This is a genomic window from Devosia sp. (assembly GCF_028290645.1).
Taxonomy (GTDB): Bacteria; Pseudomonadota; Alphaproteobacteria; order Rhizobiales; family Devosiaceae; genus Devosia_A.
Window position 1 is genome coordinate 1 of record NZ_JAQGJL010000252.1, and the last position, 14,829, is coordinate 14,829.

Here is a 14,829-nt window from a genome sequence, read left to right on the forward strand (position 1 = left end):
CGGATTTCGAAGCCGGCAGGTACTTTACGACCGAGCAGGTGACAGAAGAGATGGAGCGGTATTTCGCTGAGTTGTCGAAGAACGCCGAACCAAAGGCCAAGAAGGTCGCCGGGCGGTGAGGGTCGTCTTGTCCGCTCGCGCGAGCAAGGCACACGCCCAGATCTACCGCTACATATCCGAACAGGACCCGGCAGCAGCCCTCAGGGTCGGCCGTCGCATCGTCGAAGCCACCGCCGCGCTTGGCCGGCACCTGACCGGTCGACCCGGCCGGTATCGACGCAGTTATGAAAAGTCGCTGCCGGACATCCACTATATCCTGGTTTACAGGCTCGAACGACGCAGCGGAGAGGACATCGTCCTCATTGTCGACATCGTCCATTCCCGACGTGATTGGCCACCGGGCCAACTGCCGCCCACCTAGCTCGCCGCAAACCCCAGCTGCCCCGCGCTCTCCAGCGCCAGCTCGAACGTCACCTCGCCCGCGTGATCCGCCGAAAACTCCAGCGCCACGATCTGGAACGGCCCCTCGACCGTGCCGAAATCGGGCAGGATCAGCTGCCAGTTGCGGATCGTCCCGGCGAAGAACAGGCTGCGGATCGTCGCGTCGGACGCCTGGTCCTTGAAGATCCCCGACCCCGCAACCGCCGCCCGCTTGATCCCGCCGCCGGCCAGCAGCTCGCGCCACCTTCCGGCGCTCTCGGCATCCGTCACATCGATCGCCGCCGCGTTGAACGCCAGCGACCGCGACCGCAACCCCGCCACCGTCACGAAACTCCCCGACCCGGTCTGGTCGAGCTTCAGCAGCATGTCCTTGCCGCTCTGCGCAGCCATGATCTTCTCCTTGGTTTGAACTGCCGTTGCGCTCCCCTCCCCCTTGAGGGGAGGGGTCGGGGGGTGGGGGTCCATCGGCGATCACCGGAGCACCCCCACCCTCAATCCCTCCCCTCAAGGGGGAGGGAGGCGATAGACCGTGCCGCCTCTCCCCTCTCCCCTTGAGGGAGAGGGTGGATCGCGCGAAGCGCGAGACGGGCGAGGGGCAGTCTCAGCTAGGCTCCGTCAAGAACCGCAAAGCAACCGCCGCCCGCGCCTGCCCCGTCTCGCTGTCGATCGCCGTATCCGTCCGCTCATGCTGACAATGCGTCACCCGAATCGCCTCGGGCGCCAGCGCTTCCGCCACCGCCACCACCCGCTCCGCCATCCCCAGCGCCGCCTTCCGGCTCGGCTGCCCGGCCCACACATGCAGCGTCACCCGCTGCTCATGCCCTGGCGCTGCGTCGCCGTCCCGCGGCAGCAGGTCATGACGGGCGATGGCGACGTATGGCGGCGTCGCCCCCTGCGGCGGCGCATCGAAGATGCCAACGCCCGCGAGATCGGTGTCGGCCTTCAGCGCAGCAACCAGGGCGGATTGCAGAAGAATGATCGGATGGGTCATGGCGAGCCGCCCCCCACCCCTGCCCCCTCCCCCCAAGAAGGGGGAGGGAGACGCCGACCTCGACGTCCATGTCTTGGTCTCCCTCCCCCTGTTGAGGGGGAGGGGACAGGGGTGGGGGTCCACAGCCACCGGCCCATCGGCACCATCCCCCTCACCCCACCACCCCCGTCTCCACACAAGCGCAACTCAACCACCCGCGCCGCCCATTCAAATCCCCCGCCGAAACCACGCTCAGCCATCGCCCGCGATAGCCGAACCGGTCCCCGGCCTTCACATCGGTCCGGAACCGCACCACCACCGAGTGGCTCACCGCCACCCCGCGCCCGTCGGCCTCCGCCACCTGCCGCCCGCTCAGCGCCCGCACCCGGGCCCAGAGCGTCGTCACCGGCACGAACAGCACCGCATGCCCGCCGTCGTCCTCGCCCGTCGTCTCGCGCCGCTGGAACGACACGCGGTCGGTGAGGCTCCCCACCGCCGGCGCCGCCTCGCTCACAGCCGCACCTGCCGATAGCCCTCGACCAGCCGCTCGAACCCCGCCGGCACCACCGCACCCGCGCCCGCCACCACCACCGCATCCCGGTGCTCGGACCAGTGCGCCACCAGCGCCAGAACCGCCTGCTTCAGGTCGGCCGGCACATCGGCCGCCTCGCCGAACCCCGCGACATAATCAATCTCGATCCCCAGCCGCTCACGCAGCACCGGCATCCCGGCGACCGTCCCCGGCAGCAACACCCGCGCCGGCGCCACCCCCGTCTCCGCCTGGAACTGCTCGAGCGGGATCACATGCTCGTCGTCCTGCACGTCGAACGCCCGGATCGCCTCGAGCTCGAGCAACGGCGCCACCGGCAGCGTCACCACCCGCCCCGCCGGCCATTGATCGAGCACCAGCCGCCAGCCCTGGCGCACCAGCGCCCGCCCGGTCGTCCCCTCGACATGCAGCCGCGCCGCCGCAATCAGCGTCGTCACCAGCCCATCCTCGGCATCGGCATCGAGCCTGAGGAACGCCTTGGTCTCGACAAGCGAAACCGGCTCCTCCGCGGGCCCCGCGAGAAGGTAGGAAATCATCGGATGTCCTTGGATTTGAATGGGAATTTGGCACGATGCTGCCACCGAGCCATCTCCCCCTTGGCGGGGGAGAAAGCGATTTCTTGGGCTTAGCCCTTCGCTAAGTCCTAGAAATCGCAAGAGAGGGGGTCGTGGGAGGCACGGTGGCTCCGCACCCCCTCTCTTGCGAAACCTAAGGACTTGGCTCCGCCAAGCCCAAGTTTTCGCATTCTCTCCCGCAAGGGGAGAGATGACGGAGAGATCGAGCCCGCCTCAGCTCACCCCGAACTTCAGCAGCTTGATCGCATCGAAATCCTGCACCCCGCCGCCCACACGCTTCGTCGTATAAAACAGCACATAGGGCTTCGCCGAATACGGATCCCGCAGAACGTTCACCCCCATCCGGTCCACCACCAGGTACCCGCGCCGGAAGTCCCCGAACGCCACCGGCGTCGCCGCGGCGCCGATATCCGGCATGTCCTCGGCCTCCACCAGGTCGAACCCCAGCAGCGTCGCCTTCGCCCCCGCCGACACCCCCGGCGACCACAGGTAGTTCCCGTCCGCGTCCTTCAGCTTCCGCACCGCCGCCTGGGTCTTCCGGTTCATCACCCAGCTGGCGTTCTGGCGGTAGCCGGCCTTCAGCGCATAGACGAGGTCGATCAGCACATCGCTCTCGTCCCCCGCCGGCCAGCCGCCCGAAACACCGGTCGCGATGTACCCGATCCTGTCCCAGACCCAGGCGCTTTCGGCGACCTGCGTCTCCTGCAAGAACCCCTTGGGCTTGTTGGTGCCGTTGCCGTTAACGAACGCCGCAGTCTCCTGCTCGGCGAAGGCCGCGTTCACCTCGTCGGCGATCCACTGACCCACATCCACCGCCGCATCGTCGAGAAACGCCGAAGTCGCCGCCGGCATGGCGTAGAGCTCAGCCGTCGGGAAATCGATCAGGTCGATGGTCTGCGAATTGGTCTGCGGACGGCTCGCCGTCTCGGCGACCCAACCCACCGCCGGCCCGGTCAGCGTCACCGGCTTCTTGTACACCGTCGACGACACATTCCGCACCGAAGCGATGGCGCGGATCGGCGATACCGCCGTCAGGCGCCGCGTGATCTCGCTCTCCGTCTCCGCCGGCACGAGGTACCCGCCATCCGGGTTCGAGCCGATCGACAGCGCCTTCTCCTCGCCGCGTTTCACATAAGCCGAGAACGCGTCCTTGTACTCGTCCCCGAGCTCCGGCCGCCACGCCTCCAGCGCCGGCCGCGCCTTCTCGAGGCTCAGCCGCTCCATCGCGGCCTTCGCGCCATCGAGCGCCTGGTTGAGCCGCCCCAGCTTCTCCTCGGTCAGCGCATCGGTGGCGCCGCGCTTTTCGAGCTCCGCCAGCCGCCCGTCATTGGTGCGCTTGAACTCCTCGAAGGCGCTCATGAACTCCGAAAACATGCCGTCGGAATCCCCAGCGCTCGCCTTGATCTCAAGACGCTCGGTCATATCGGTCATCGATTTTCCTCTATTGCTTCAGAAGCGAAATGGCCGCCCGCAGCGACCGCTCAGCCGGAGCTCCCTGCCCCGGCGCGATGCGGGCTTCCGCCAGCATCGGAAACGTCACGATCGAGATCTCCCACAGGTCGATGGCCCAGAGCCGCCGATGCCCGCTCCGCGCCTCGCGCGTCGCCCGCTCGGTGCGAAAGCCGATCGACAGCCCGTCGATCGCGCGTCTTTCGATGAGGCGCCGCAACGCATCTGCCCGCGGTACCCCAGGCACCAGCCGGCCCTCGACCCACAGCCCGAACCCGTCCTCGCGCGCCACGTCCCAGGTGCCCACCGGCTCCTTCGGATCGTGCTGGAACAGCATCCGCAGCTTCTCCGCCCCTCTCTTCGCCAGACTCCGCCCGAACGCCCCCGGCATCACCAGGTCGCCGGCATCGTCGAGCCGCCCGAAGACGCTCGCATACCCCGCAAAGCGCCCCCGCTCATCGATCGGAATGGCCTGCATCACGGCTTCGGCCCGGCCGGCCGCGGGCGAGACGTCCGCCGCACCGGCTTCGCCAGCGTCCCCGCGAGGTTCCAAGCAAACTGCCGGAACACCTCGCCGGCCACCTGCTTGTCGGTAGAATTATCCTTTGCCCCCATAGGCTTATTTCTCCCGGCGAAAGAGTTGATTCAGCGTCGAAATCTCTTTGATGAAATCGTTGAAGCGCCGGTTCGCCGCCACCAGCTCCTTCAGCGACCAGACCAACAACCCGGTCGCCCCCGTCGCCCAAAGAAACAGCGCCAGATGCGCCAGGTCCCCCCGCGTCACGATCGATTTGGTGAGCTCGTCCATGTTGGCCTCCGTGGTTAGGTGTAGTGCTCGACCCCGCCCAACCACCGGCCGTCATCCCGGCGAAAGCCGGGACCCATGCCGCCGCTTGAGCGAGCCGAGAGTTGGATCCCGGCCTGCGCCGGGATGACATCTGTGATGGGCGGGACAGCCGCGTTTCCCGCCTTCTCCCCTAGCGGGAACGCAGCTACGCTCCTCCCCGCATGCTCTGAGGAGGAGGACCAATGAGCACGACAACCAACACCGGCTCCCGGGCCATCGACGTCCGCTTCGGCACAGCAACGATCGAAGTGAAACTCGAAGACGGCCGCGAGCTGATCGCCCCGCTCGCGCACTATCCCCGCCTCCGCGACGGCCCTCCGGCGGCGCGCCTAAACTGGCGCTTTATCGGCAGAGGCGAAGGCATCCATTGGCCCGACCTGGATGTGGATATCTCGGTCGAGGAACTGGAATAGTCCGCTATGGTCCTACTGATTTCGTGGGCAGGAGGCACCTGACGCGACCTCAACCACCGGCAGTCATCCCAGCGCTGAGGCTACACTGCTGGCGTTATGGAGAATATCTCGTGTGGCTGGCTGAGCAGGTCCATAATGTACCGCTCTTCCACGTTCCAAGGGAACCTTGCTATCAGGTGGAACTCTGTTCCGTGCGCCAGCCTGACCACCAGCGGACTAGGACCTAGGTAGTTGTGTGACCAAGCGCAGACCTGCCACCCCGGGACAAACCCATTCACAGTCGTCCCGTCCGGATTGGTGAACCGGGACGTGTAGCTTAGCGCGAACACGCCGTGTGCGCTCGGCTTGAAAAGTGACTTGCGCCGATCGAGGACATGTCGGGCGGTGTCGGTGATGGTGATATTTGTGACCAGCATCTAGTAGGGACCGTAGTACGGAGGGACACGCAATGTGGGATCACACGGCAGTGCAGCGTCTATTTCCTTGCTGTACTGCCGTCCGAACATGTCTTGGTATGTACACATCCTGACCAGCCCAGCGTCACCAACGCCAACACGCTCGTCAATCTTTATTCCCGCGAGCGCGGTTCTGATACGCCCGGCCCCTTGCGACCCGTTCGCCGGTGTCCACTGCCCTCCCTCAGGCTGACCCGCAGGTACGCGTGGCTGGTCGGGACGGTAGCGCCGCTCGAGCATCGAAAGAAACGCGTCGAGCTTCAACTCGAAGGTCGCAAGCCGAACCGCCAACAGCAACGCACCGCTACTGCTTCTGGGCCCCATCACCCTAGCCCCCCACCCCCAGCATCGCCCGCTTCTCCTCGTCACTGAGAAACTCCGCGCCCCCAACACGCGCCCACAACGCCGCCCTGTACTCCGCCAGCGCCTCGACCCCATCAAGGTCCGGCACCAGCGTCACCCCGCCAAAACCCGGCGCCAGCCAGAAGCTCAGGTCGTCCGCCACGCGCCGCACCAGCGGGATCACCGTCCCCCGCCAGAACGCCCGGTTGGCCTCGGCCAGATTCGAATAGGTGTTGTCCCCCGGGATCCCCAGCAGCATCGGCGGCACCCCGAAGGCCAGCGCGATCTCCCGCGCCGCCGCGTGCTTCAGCTCGATGAAATCCATCTCTGCCGGGGTCAGCGCCATCGCCTTCCAGTCGAGCCCGCCTTCGAGCACCATCGGCCGCCCGGCGTTCCGCGCGCCCTGGAACCCCGCCTCGAGCTCCTCCTTGAGCCGCTTGAACTGCGCCTCGGTCAGCTGTCCGCTGCCAGCCGAATAGACCAGCGCCCCGCTCGGCCGCGCCGCATTGTCGAGCAGCGCCTTGTTCCATTCGGCCGCCGCATTGTGGATATCGAGGCTCTGCGCCGCCGCCTCGAGCGGGGCCATGCCGTAGTGGTCGTCGAGCGGGTGGAACAGCGCCATGTGCAGCACCCCCGCCACCGGCTGCTGGTCAAGCCGCAGCTCAACCGTCCGCCCGCTGGCGGTATAGGCATAAGCCGCCGGATACCCGTCCCGCCCGCTCACCACCTTCACCCGGTCGGGCCGCAGCAAATGCAGCTCCCGCACCGCGCCATCGACGATCCCGGCCGCGAGATAAGCGTTCCCCGCCGTCTGCAGGTAGGCATACACCGCCTCCAGCAGCTCGCCGCCCGATTGCCGCGGATTGGGCCGCCCGAGCAGCCCCAGCACCGGATGCTCGCTGAGCCTCTTGCCACCCTCTTCCGCCGCCAACGGCACCCGGTTCGCCGCCTCCGCGATCAGCCGCACGCACCGATAAACCACCGGGTTCTTCGCATACCCGGCATTGGCGAGGCTCACGAACCCCCGCCGGCTCCAGCTGGCCTCCCCCAGCGCCGTCACCGTCATCAAACTCTGCGGCCCGCCGGATTTCCGCTCGGCAGCCGAAAGCACCCCGCCGAGGCGGGTGAACCAGTTGGGCATTGTTGTTCCTCGTTCTATCGGCGAGGCCCGGCATTCCGCCGCCGCACCCACCGGGTCATCCCCGCGAAAGCGGGGACCTCCGTTTGCAATTGTGCAGGCGGCACCAGAACCAAGGTTCCCGCTTTCGCGGGAATGACTCCGTGCCTAGCGTCAAGCCGGTGATTGCCGACCCCCACCCCTGTCCCCTCCCCCTAAGAATGGGGAGGGAGACCCTCACATTGAAATCGGGGCTGGCGTCTCCCTCCCCCTGTTCAGGGGGAGGGGACAGGGGTGGGGGTCCCCACGCACCGATGCTTCGGCAGTGCGGGACCACCACCTAAGTCCCCCGCACCCGCGGCGCCGCCCCCACCGCCATCAATTCCGTCAGCGCCCAAACCAGCGCATCCACCCGGTCCGGCGAGCGCCCCTCGGCCAGCCCATCCGCCCCGAACGCGCACATCTCGTCCTCGAGCGCCACCAGCCCCGGCCGGTGCGCCACGCGGCCATTGGCATAAAGCGCCGCCACCGGCTCCGCCCGCACCCATTTGCCGCGGCTCGCCCGCACCGCACGCACCGGCACGTCGGCGTCCTCCTGCGCGATCACCGCCTTCACCATGTCGCCGCCCTGGTTCACCTCGGCGACGATGCAATCGGCGCCATATTCATGGAACGCCGAAACCGCCCGTCGCGCCCAGGCATCGGGCGCCGCCGGCGCAAAGCTCAGGTCCGCCAGCACCACCGCCCCCTCCCCGACCCGTCCCGCCACCACGATCCCGCACGCATCCGAGCGCTGGTGCCCGCTCACCGGCGGATCGACCGCCACCACGATCCGCTCGAGTGCCCCCTCGTCGGCCGCCGCCCGGAACATCGATCGCGTCCACAACGCATCCGGCCGATCCTCGATCAGCTCCCCCTCGAGCTCCTGCCGGCCGAGGACCGAACCTGTGTAGCGGGCTACCACCGCCCGCAGGAAACTGTTGGCCAGCCATTCGTCGTTCTGCCGGGTCGTCATGTGGGTGGTGGCCGTCTCGGGCTCGCCCATCAGTCGCTTCATCAGCCTGGTCGCTCTTGGGGTCGTCGTCACCAGCTGCCGGGGCCTGTCGCCAAGGCGCAGACCGAACTGCAGCATGTCCCATGCCGCCTCCGCTTTCGGCCACTTGGCCAATTCGTCGCACCACGCCGCGGCGAACTGCGGCCCGCGAAATCGTTCCGGATCCGAGGCGCCGAGGATCAGTGCCTCTACTCCGTTGCTCCAGATCAATCTGTTTCCCCGCAGCAACGGCCGGTCCTCGGGCGGGTGGACACGGAGCACGCCGCTTGGCCCTTTCACCATCACATCGATCGCCTCGACGATGGTCTCGCCCACCAGGACCAACGGACTCACCCGTCGCCAGGCCAGACGCCTGATCCACTCGGCTCCCGCCCGGGTCTTGCCCGAACCGCGCCCCCCAACCAGCAGCCAGGTCGTCCAGTCCCCTCGGGGAGGCCATTGTTCGTCGCGTGCGAGAAGCGGCCAGGAATAGTAGGCGTCACGGGCCTCCTTGACGGAAAGTCCGGCGGCAAGGCGCTCAGAAATCTCCGAGTTGTTCGAGGCGTCGGGCAATTGTTTTCCTGATTTCCTGCATCTCGGTGGACTCGTGCGCAGCGTTTCGCGGCGGCTTGCGCGGCGCCTTGGACTCCGCCTCGATCAGCCGATCCACCGCCGTCGCCATACGCACCAGTGTTGCCGCGTCTTTCTCGCTCATCGTCCCTTCGGCCCTCTCCATTTGCACCAGCTGCCGCTCGAGCAGCCGGTAAATGCGATTGATCAGCGACGGGCCGGATGTGCCAGCGGGCCGGTTTCGCATGACCCAGCCATGCCGCCGGGCTCTCCAACTGATCGCCGACCGCGAGACCCCGAAACGCTCGGCGAGGCCGTCCAGCGATTCCGTGGTGTCCTGATAGGCCGCCTGGATCGGCCTCCAGTCAGGCTCCATCTCGCGTTCGTGCAACCGTCCCTCCAATGTGTCGTTGAGTTGCGACACCGGGAGGCACCCATGCCATCCACCGTCATCGCCGACATAGCCTACGACCCGGAGACCCAGACCCTGTCCGTCTGGTTCCGCCCCTCAGGCCGCCGCTACGATTATTTCGAAGTGCCGCGCGCGGTGTACGACGCGCTGCGCAGCTCACCGTCCAAGGGCAGATACTTCAACGCCCATATCCGCGACGGCTACGAGTTCACCCAGTCGGACCGTTCCGGGCCGCGCCCCCGGCTGCAGCCCCATTTCTCCCACCGTAGCTGAACTATACCAGACCACCGTCACGCGGGGATCGAATAGGCGAAGAAAAATGCAAATGGTTGATTTGCAGGTACTTTTCCAGGCCCGCCACCCCACCCACCAGCCGTCATCCCTGCCAAAGCAGGGCACCAAGCGTCAGCCGGCGCGGGCGGAGAAATGGGTCCCGGCTTTCGCAGGGACTACATCGCGGATGGGGAGGGACCTGTACGTCCCTCCACCGCGCCCCACAAACCGGATGCGGGAAAACCGCCTGCGGCACCCGATGCACTGTCGAACTGTTCGAAGTATGCGCCTGTGCGGAGTATCCGCCTTCATGGCACCAAATCACCTCTGCCGCGTTACTTGCGCGAGGGCACGGAGATCAGCCATGAGACACCTGCTACCAATTCTGACGATCGGCCTCGCGATTGCAGCGGCCTCCCCCGTCGCCGCCCAGCCGGTGAACATCATCGTTCGCGGCGGCGCGCCGGAATTCCTTCCTGTGCCGCTGCCCAACGACTATCATTTCGGCGACCACATCTTCGGCCGCTACTTCTTCGATAACCTGAACTTCGATCCGGCGAGCGCGGCCAACAATGCCGAGAACGCCATCCGCTACAGGCCCCGCACCGTTGATGTAAACCTGCTCGTCTCGATGGCCCGCACGCCCGGCTCATGGGCGGTGCACCAGGAACAGTGCCAGGCGCGCTACCCCAGCTACGACTGGGCGAGCGACACGATCCTCGTGGGGCGTGAACTGCGCTTCTGCCCGCTCTGACCTGAGCAACCTGCGGCGATCCCCTCACCCGGCTTTCCAAGGCCCGGGCAACAAAAAACCCGCGCCGGCGGAGGCGCGGGTCCTGAGTTCGGCAGTTCTTGAAGGCTGCCTATACCAAGCAGCCTAGATGCGGCTGAAATTCATCGTCTTGCAGAATACGCCCTGGCAGCCATTGAGCTTCAGGGAATTGGCGCCGGTCATGGTCAGCGTGCCGGCAAAGGTGTCGCCGGCATAGCTGACCTCGCCCTTCCACTTGTTGTCGGCGGCAAGCGCGGCGCCCTTGACGACGTAGTGGTTGAGGTAGGGAAGGTTCTCCTGGGTGCGGGCATCCTTGCGCAGCCAGACGAGCTTCGCGCACAGCTCCGTGCCGTCGCCGCAATAGCTCACCTTGTAGCGGCTTTCGCCGGTGGTGGTCTGCCAGGTGCCCGTGGGGTCGGCGGCAAATGCGTAGACGGGTGCCGTGGCGCAAATGGTCACGAGCAGGGCGGCGGCGAGTTTTGTCGCGAGGTGCATATCGATGCGTCTCCGGAAAATCGGGGTAGGTGGGTGGCTAGCCCGATAAATAGGAAGTTTGGCTGAATCTTGAATAAAGGCACCGTTCATCCGCCGTTCATGTCTGCGGCAAACTACGGGCCCTAATAGGGCAGCTATGCTGTCTTGCTTCGGAGACTGGTGTCATCCGGACGTTTCCGCCGGCCACAATCTCGCCCCAGCAAAACGGCCGGCCCCATACGAAAGTTCCTATCACTAATACGTGAGTATTCTAATTATCGCGGCGTCGACCCGAGATCGCCCCGCCGTGGTCGCGTCCATGCCCCTCGGGGCGACCCCAATGGTCCAGTGAAACTCGTCCGGCCTCCCTCCCCCTTGTGGGGTGGAGACTGAGGGTGAACACTACCGCGCAAATCCAGGCCTTAACCTGGATTTCCAGTGATCGTTTCCAGGTTACAGCCTGGATATTCGCCTTCGCCCGGAGCTAGATCTCCTCCGGCGGCTCCCAGTTGGGCCAGTCGGCGACGTGGTCTTCCCACTCGCCCGGCTGCACCGATTGCTCGGGCACCGTGCGGCCGCGCACCGAGACGCCGACGCTCATCACCGTCTCGGGGTCGCCCGAGACCAGCGGGTGCCACCAGGCGAGGCCCTTGCCTTCGGCGATGCGGCGGTAGGCGCAGGTCCTGGGGATCCACTCGATGGTGCGCACGTTCTCCGGCGTCAGCTTGATGCAGTCGGGCACCAGCTTGAGGCGGTTGGGATAGTCCGAGCACTTGCAGCTCTCGCCATCGAGCAGCTGGCAGCGGACATCCGACACGTAGATGTCGCCGGTGTCCTCGTCCTCGAGCTTCATCAGGCAGCAGCGCCCACAGCCGTCGCAGAGGGCTTCCCACTCCACCGGCGTCATTTCCTCGAGCGTCTTTTCGTCCCAGAAGGCCATTGAAGGTTCCTGTGTGGCGCCTGAAGCAGGATCAGGAAAAGCTCCAGGCTTTTCCGGTTCGATACGGCGACTGTGTCAACTTCGCTTGCGCAAACCGCCGGGTGATCATATTCGAGCGACTTGCCTTGCCAATGCGCCCCGAATTGGGGAGATTCAAGACCGGTGCGCACGCCGCGGAGTTTTTGGTGCAGGATCCGTTCTACCACAAAGAGAAGCGGCGCAAGAAAACCCGCATGCTGGCGGCCGATGCCTGGCTCGATTCGGCCATGTACGATTTCTGGCAGTCGGCCGGCCGCGGCTACACCGCCATCGAGGATTTCTTCTCGCGCTTCCGCATTTCGGGGCTGAAGCGCTTCTTCGTCGAGATCGTCTCCGACGGGTTCAGTTTCCTCGCCATCGGCTTGGTGCTGGTCACGGCGCTGGCGCTGCCGGCGTTCGACGCCACCGTCAGCGGCCATTTCAACAAGGCCGAGGACATCGCCGTCACCTTCCTTGATCGCTACGGCAACGAGGTCGGCCGGCGCGGCATCCGCTCGGACGATTCCTATCCGCTCGACAAGCTGCCCGATTATTTCGTCAAGGCCGCGCTCGCCACCGAGGACCGGCGCTTCTATGACCACTGGGGCATCGACATCGTCGGCACGCTCCGTGCGCTGGTTTCCAACGCCCAGGGCGAGAACTCCACCCAGGGCGGCTCCTCGATCACCCAGCAGCTCGCCAAGAACCTCTTCCTAACCCCCGAGCGTTCGCTCGAGCGCAAGATCAAGGAAGCCTTCCTCGCCGTCTGGCTGGAGTGGCACTATTCCAAGGATGAGATCCTCAAGCTGTATTTCGACCGCGCCTATATGGGCGGCGGCAATTTCGGCGCGGCGGCAGCGGCCGAATACTATTTCGGCAAGAAGATCACCGACGTGAACCTCGCAGAGGCGGCAATGCTGGCGGGCCTGTTCAAGGCGCCGACCAAATACGCGCCGCATGTCGATCTCGCCGCGGCCCGCGGCCGCGCCAACCTCGTCCTCTCCAACCTCGTCGATGCGGGCTTCCTCACTGAAGGCCAGGTCACCGCGGCCCGGCGCAACCCGGCCATGCCGATCGACCGTTCGGCCGAGCTCAGCTCGCCCAACTATTTCCTCGACTACGCCTTCGACGAGGCCAAGAAGATCATCGAGGCCTCGGGGAGCACGTCGAACACCTTCGTCGTCCGCACCACCATCGACCCGGTGCTGCAATCCTATGCCGAGGATGCCGTCACCTCCGTGGTGCGCGAGCAGGGCGAGGCCTACAACGTCACCCAGGCGGCGATGGTGGTGCTCGAGCCCAACGGCTCGATCCGGGCCATGGTCGGCGGCATGGACTACGGCAAGAGCCAGTTCAACCGCTCGATCGTTCCCAACCGGCAGCCCGGCTCGGCGTTCAAGCTGTTCGACTACGGCGCCGCCTTCGAGAACATACCCGACTATGATCCCGATACGGTCGTCAGCGGCGCCACGCAGTGCATCGGCGACTGGTGTCCGCGCAACTATTCGGGCAACGCGGTCGGCCGCATCAGCCTGATCTCGGCGTTCCAGCAGTCGATCAACACCGTGCCGGTCAACCTCTCGATCAAGATGGGCCGCCAGCCGATCGCCGACTTCGCCCACAAGATCGGCCTCACCAACGATTTCCCGGTTACCCGCTCGCTGGCGCTCGGCGCCGCCTCGGTCAGCGTCATCGACATGGCCTCGTCCTACGCGGTGTTCTCCAACCACGGCTACAAGACCCCCGCCTTCGGCATCACCCGCATCACCACGCTGACCGGCGACCAGATCTTCGAGGCCGACCCCGAGGCCAATCGCGAGCGCGTGGTGAGCGAGCGGACGGTGCGCTACATGAACCGCATGATGCGGGCGGTGGTCGAGAGCGGCACCGGCCGCCGCGCGCAGATCGAGGGGGTGCCCGCCGTCGGCAAGACCGGCACCACGTCCTCCTACCGCGATGCATGGTTCTGCGGCTTCACCGGCAACTACGTCGCTGCCGTCTGGTTCGGCAATGACGACTACCGGCCGACCAAGACTCTCACCGGCGGCCTGCTGCCGACTACCGCGTGGCAGAAGTTCATGGCCTATGCCCATACCAATATTGAAATCAAACCCGTCGAAGGCGTGGATTTCCAGCCCGCGCCGTTCGTCATCGCCAATGCCGAGGAGGGCCAGCCGGTCGCTCCTCCGGTCGAGCGCCCCCCCGGTTTGAAGCCCCGCGCGGCGGACAAGCTGCTCGAGGTCGCCGACCGCCTGCGCGATGCGCTGGACGCCGCAGGCAGCCAGGCCGCGCTCGCCGTCGTCCCCGCCGCCCCAGCTAAGAGCTTGTAGCCCTTGCGCTTTCTCGTTCAACTCGGCGCGATGCTGCTGGTCGCACTGCTGGTCGGCTTCGGGCTCAGCTGGTACGCGCTGAACGACGGCCGGCTGTTCGGCGCCATCGAGATCGGCCCCTGGGCCGCCTGGCGCGACGTCGGCATCCCGGCGCCCGACCCCTACACCCGCGCCTTCATCGCCCGCTCCGGCGCCCTCGAACTCGGCGCCAGCGAAGGCATCCAGTTCGTCGCCACGACGGACAGCGACCACCGCCGCCTCGACCGCGCCTGCCGTTATCGCATCGACGGCACGACGCCCGCGGCTCGCTTCTGGACGCTGGTACCGGTGGCGCCCGATAGTGGCGCGCCGATCGCCCGGCCGGACGGCCCCACCGAATTCCACAGCGCCCGGCTCAGCCGCGCGGGCGACGGCTCGGTGGAGCTCTACGTGTCGAAGACGCTGGCGCCGCTGAACTGGCTCGAGATCACCGGCGACGGCGCCTTCGACCTCGTCCTCACCCTCTATGATACCTCTAGCCTTTCCGGCGTCGGCACCAGCGTTGCGGCACTGCCCTCGATCATCCGCGAGGCCTGCGCATGATCCGGACACTGCTCTGGCTCCTCGGCGGCGTCGTGCTCGGCGGCATCATCCATATCGTGGTGATCCTCAGCCTGCCCTCGCTGTCCGCCACCGCGGCGTGGGATCGCGTCGCCGCGGTTGGCACCGGCGCCGGGCCGACCATCCTCCCCGTTGCCAAGGCGGGCGAGCCGAACCCGCTTCGGCTCGATCCCGAGCTCGCCTATGCGGTGTGCAAGGTGGATCTGCGCAACGGCCCCGCCTCGGTCAGCGGCTCCCTGCCCCAGGCC

Annotated in this window: 18 protein-coding genes and 1 pseudogene; 7 read left to right on the forward strand and 12 right to left on the reverse strand. The window is 66.4% G+C overall.

Annotated features, from left to right (window positions below):
- Positions 1-115: 115 nt before the first annotated feature.
- Positions 116-421 (forward strand): type II toxin-antitoxin system RelE/ParE family toxin, encoded by a 306-nt coding sequence (locus JWQ89_RS22535; RefSeq protein WP_366144008.1) that lies wholly within the window; start codon positions 116-118, stop codon positions 419-421.
- Here JWQ89_RS22535 and JWQ89_RS13800 read toward each other — a convergent pair.
- From JWQ89_RS13800 to JWQ89_RS13830, 7 genes are all read right to left on the reverse strand, one after another.
- Positions 418-831, reverse strand: a complete 414-nt coding sequence (locus JWQ89_RS13800; protein WP_299641922.1) for a phage major tail protein, TP901-1 family — start codon at positions 829-831, stop codon at positions 418-420. The genes JWQ89_RS22535 and JWQ89_RS13800 overlap by 4 nt on opposite strands.
- Before the next feature lie 211 nt (positions 832-1,042).
- Entirely contained in the window at positions 1,043-1,432 is a 390-nt protein-coding gene (locus tag JWQ89_RS13805; RefSeq protein WP_299641924.1) for a DUF3168 domain-containing protein, read from the reverse strand.
- 151 nt (positions 1,433-1,583) lie between these two features.
- A complete protein-coding gene (locus JWQ89_RS13810) occupies positions 1,584-1,925 on the reverse strand; it encodes a phage head closure protein (RefSeq protein WP_299641926.1) in 342 nt (113 codons plus the stop codon).
- Entirely contained in the window at positions 1,922-2,497 is a 576-nt protein-coding gene (locus tag JWQ89_RS13815; protein WP_299641928.1) for a phage head-tail connector protein, read from the reverse strand. Before JWQ89_RS13815 ends, JWQ89_RS13810 begins: the two co-directional genes overlap by 4 nt.
- Before the next feature lie 252 nt (positions 2,498-2,749).
- A complete protein-coding gene (locus JWQ89_RS13820; protein ID WP_299641930.1) occupies positions 2,750-3,967 on the reverse strand; it encodes a phage major capsid protein in 1,218 nt (405 codons plus the stop codon).
- A 10-nt stretch (positions 3,968-3,977) separates the two neighbouring features.
- The gene (locus JWQ89_RS13825; protein WP_299641932.1) at positions 3,978-4,538 is read right to left on the reverse strand and encodes an HK97 family phage prohead protease; all 561 of its coding nucleotides are present in this window, start codon (positions 4,536-4,538) and stop codon (positions 3,978-3,980) included.
- 66 nt (positions 4,539-4,604) lie between these two features.
- The gene (locus JWQ89_RS13830; RefSeq protein ID WP_299641933.1) at positions 4,605-4,793 is read right to left on the reverse strand and encodes a hypothetical protein; all 189 of its coding nucleotides are present in this window, start codon (positions 4,791-4,793) and stop codon (positions 4,605-4,607) included.
- 221 nt (positions 4,794-5,014) lie between these two features.
- Here JWQ89_RS13830 and JWQ89_RS13835 point away from each other — a divergent pair, with 221 nt between their 5' ends.
- Positions 5,015-5,245: a DUF2442 domain-containing protein gene (locus tag JWQ89_RS13835; protein ID WP_299641934.1), complete on the forward strand. Its 231-nt coding sequence runs from the start codon at positions 5,015-5,017 to the stop codon at positions 5,243-5,245.
- Positions 5,246-6,028: 783 nt separating this feature from the next.
- On the opposite strand, the gene JWQ89_RS13840 is transcribed toward JWQ89_RS13835, so the two are convergent.
- The 3 genes from JWQ89_RS13840 to JWQ89_RS13850 all read right to left on the reverse strand — a co-directional run bounded on the left by JWQ89_RS13840 (position 6,029) and on the right by JWQ89_RS13850 (position 9,153).
- A complete protein-coding gene (locus tag JWQ89_RS13840) occupies positions 6,029-7,183 on the reverse strand; it encodes a phage portal protein (protein ID WP_299641936.1) in 1,155 nt (384 codons plus the stop codon).
- A 316-nt stretch (positions 7,184-7,499) separates the two neighbouring features.
- Positions 7,500-8,765, reverse strand: a complete 1,266-nt coding sequence (locus JWQ89_RS13845) for a terminase family protein (protein ID WP_299641938.1) — start codon at positions 8,763-8,765, stop codon at positions 7,500-7,502.
- Positions 8,731-9,153 (reverse strand): hypothetical protein, encoded by a 423-nt coding sequence (locus JWQ89_RS13850; RefSeq protein ID WP_299641940.1) that lies wholly within the window; start codon positions 9,151-9,153, stop codon positions 8,731-8,733. The genes JWQ89_RS13845 and JWQ89_RS13850 overlap by 35 nt, the downstream gene beginning before the upstream one ends.
- A 45-nt stretch (positions 9,154-9,198) precedes the next feature.
- Between JWQ89_RS13850 and JWQ89_RS13855 the strand changes: the two genes are divergently transcribed.
- Together JWQ89_RS13855 and JWQ89_RS13860 are read left to right on the forward strand one after the other, a co-directional pair.
- Entirely contained in the window at positions 9,199-9,447 is a 249-nt protein-coding gene (locus JWQ89_RS13855; protein ID WP_299641941.1) for a KTSC domain-containing protein, read from the forward strand.
- A gap of 364 nt (positions 9,448-9,811) precedes the next feature.
- Positions 9,812-10,201 (forward strand): hypothetical protein, encoded by a 390-nt coding sequence (locus tag JWQ89_RS13860; RefSeq protein WP_299641943.1) that lies wholly within the window; start codon positions 9,812-9,814, stop codon positions 10,199-10,201.
- A 123-nt stretch (positions 10,202-10,324) separates the two neighbouring features.
- On the opposite strand, the gene JWQ89_RS13865 is transcribed toward JWQ89_RS13860, so the two are convergent.
- Together JWQ89_RS13865 and JWQ89_RS13870 are read right to left on the reverse strand one after the other, a co-directional pair.
- Positions 10,325-10,714, reverse strand: coding sequence for a DUF2147 domain-containing protein (locus JWQ89_RS13865; protein WP_299641945.1), 390 nt, complete (start codon positions 10,712-10,714; stop codon positions 10,325-10,327).
- 463 nt (positions 10,715-11,177) lie between these two features.
- Positions 11,178-11,633, reverse strand: coding sequence for a YcgN family cysteine cluster protein (locus JWQ89_RS13870; protein ID WP_299641947.1), 456 nt, complete (start codon positions 11,631-11,633; stop codon positions 11,178-11,180).
- Positions 11,634-11,818: 185 nt separating this feature from the next.
- Here JWQ89_RS13870 and JWQ89_RS13875 point away from each other — a divergent pair, with 185 nt between their 5' ends.
- The 3 genes and pseudogenes from JWQ89_RS13875 to JWQ89_RS13885 form a co-directional block, all read left to right on the forward strand.
- Positions 11,819-13,981, forward strand: coding sequence for a PBP1A family penicillin-binding protein (locus JWQ89_RS13875; RefSeq protein WP_299641949.1), 2,163 nt, complete (start codon positions 11,819-11,821; stop codon positions 13,979-13,981).
- Between the two features lie 3 nt (positions 13,982-13,984).
- Positions 13,985-14,563, forward strand: a complete 579-nt coding sequence (locus JWQ89_RS13880) for a DUF1214 domain-containing protein (RefSeq protein WP_299641951.1) — start codon at positions 13,985-13,987, stop codon at positions 14,561-14,563.
- A pseudogene (locus tag JWQ89_RS13885) lies at positions 14,560-14,829 on the forward strand (DUF1254 domain-containing protein); the annotation flags it as partial. The gene JWQ89_RS13880 and the pseudogene JWQ89_RS13885, both read left to right, overlap by 4 nt.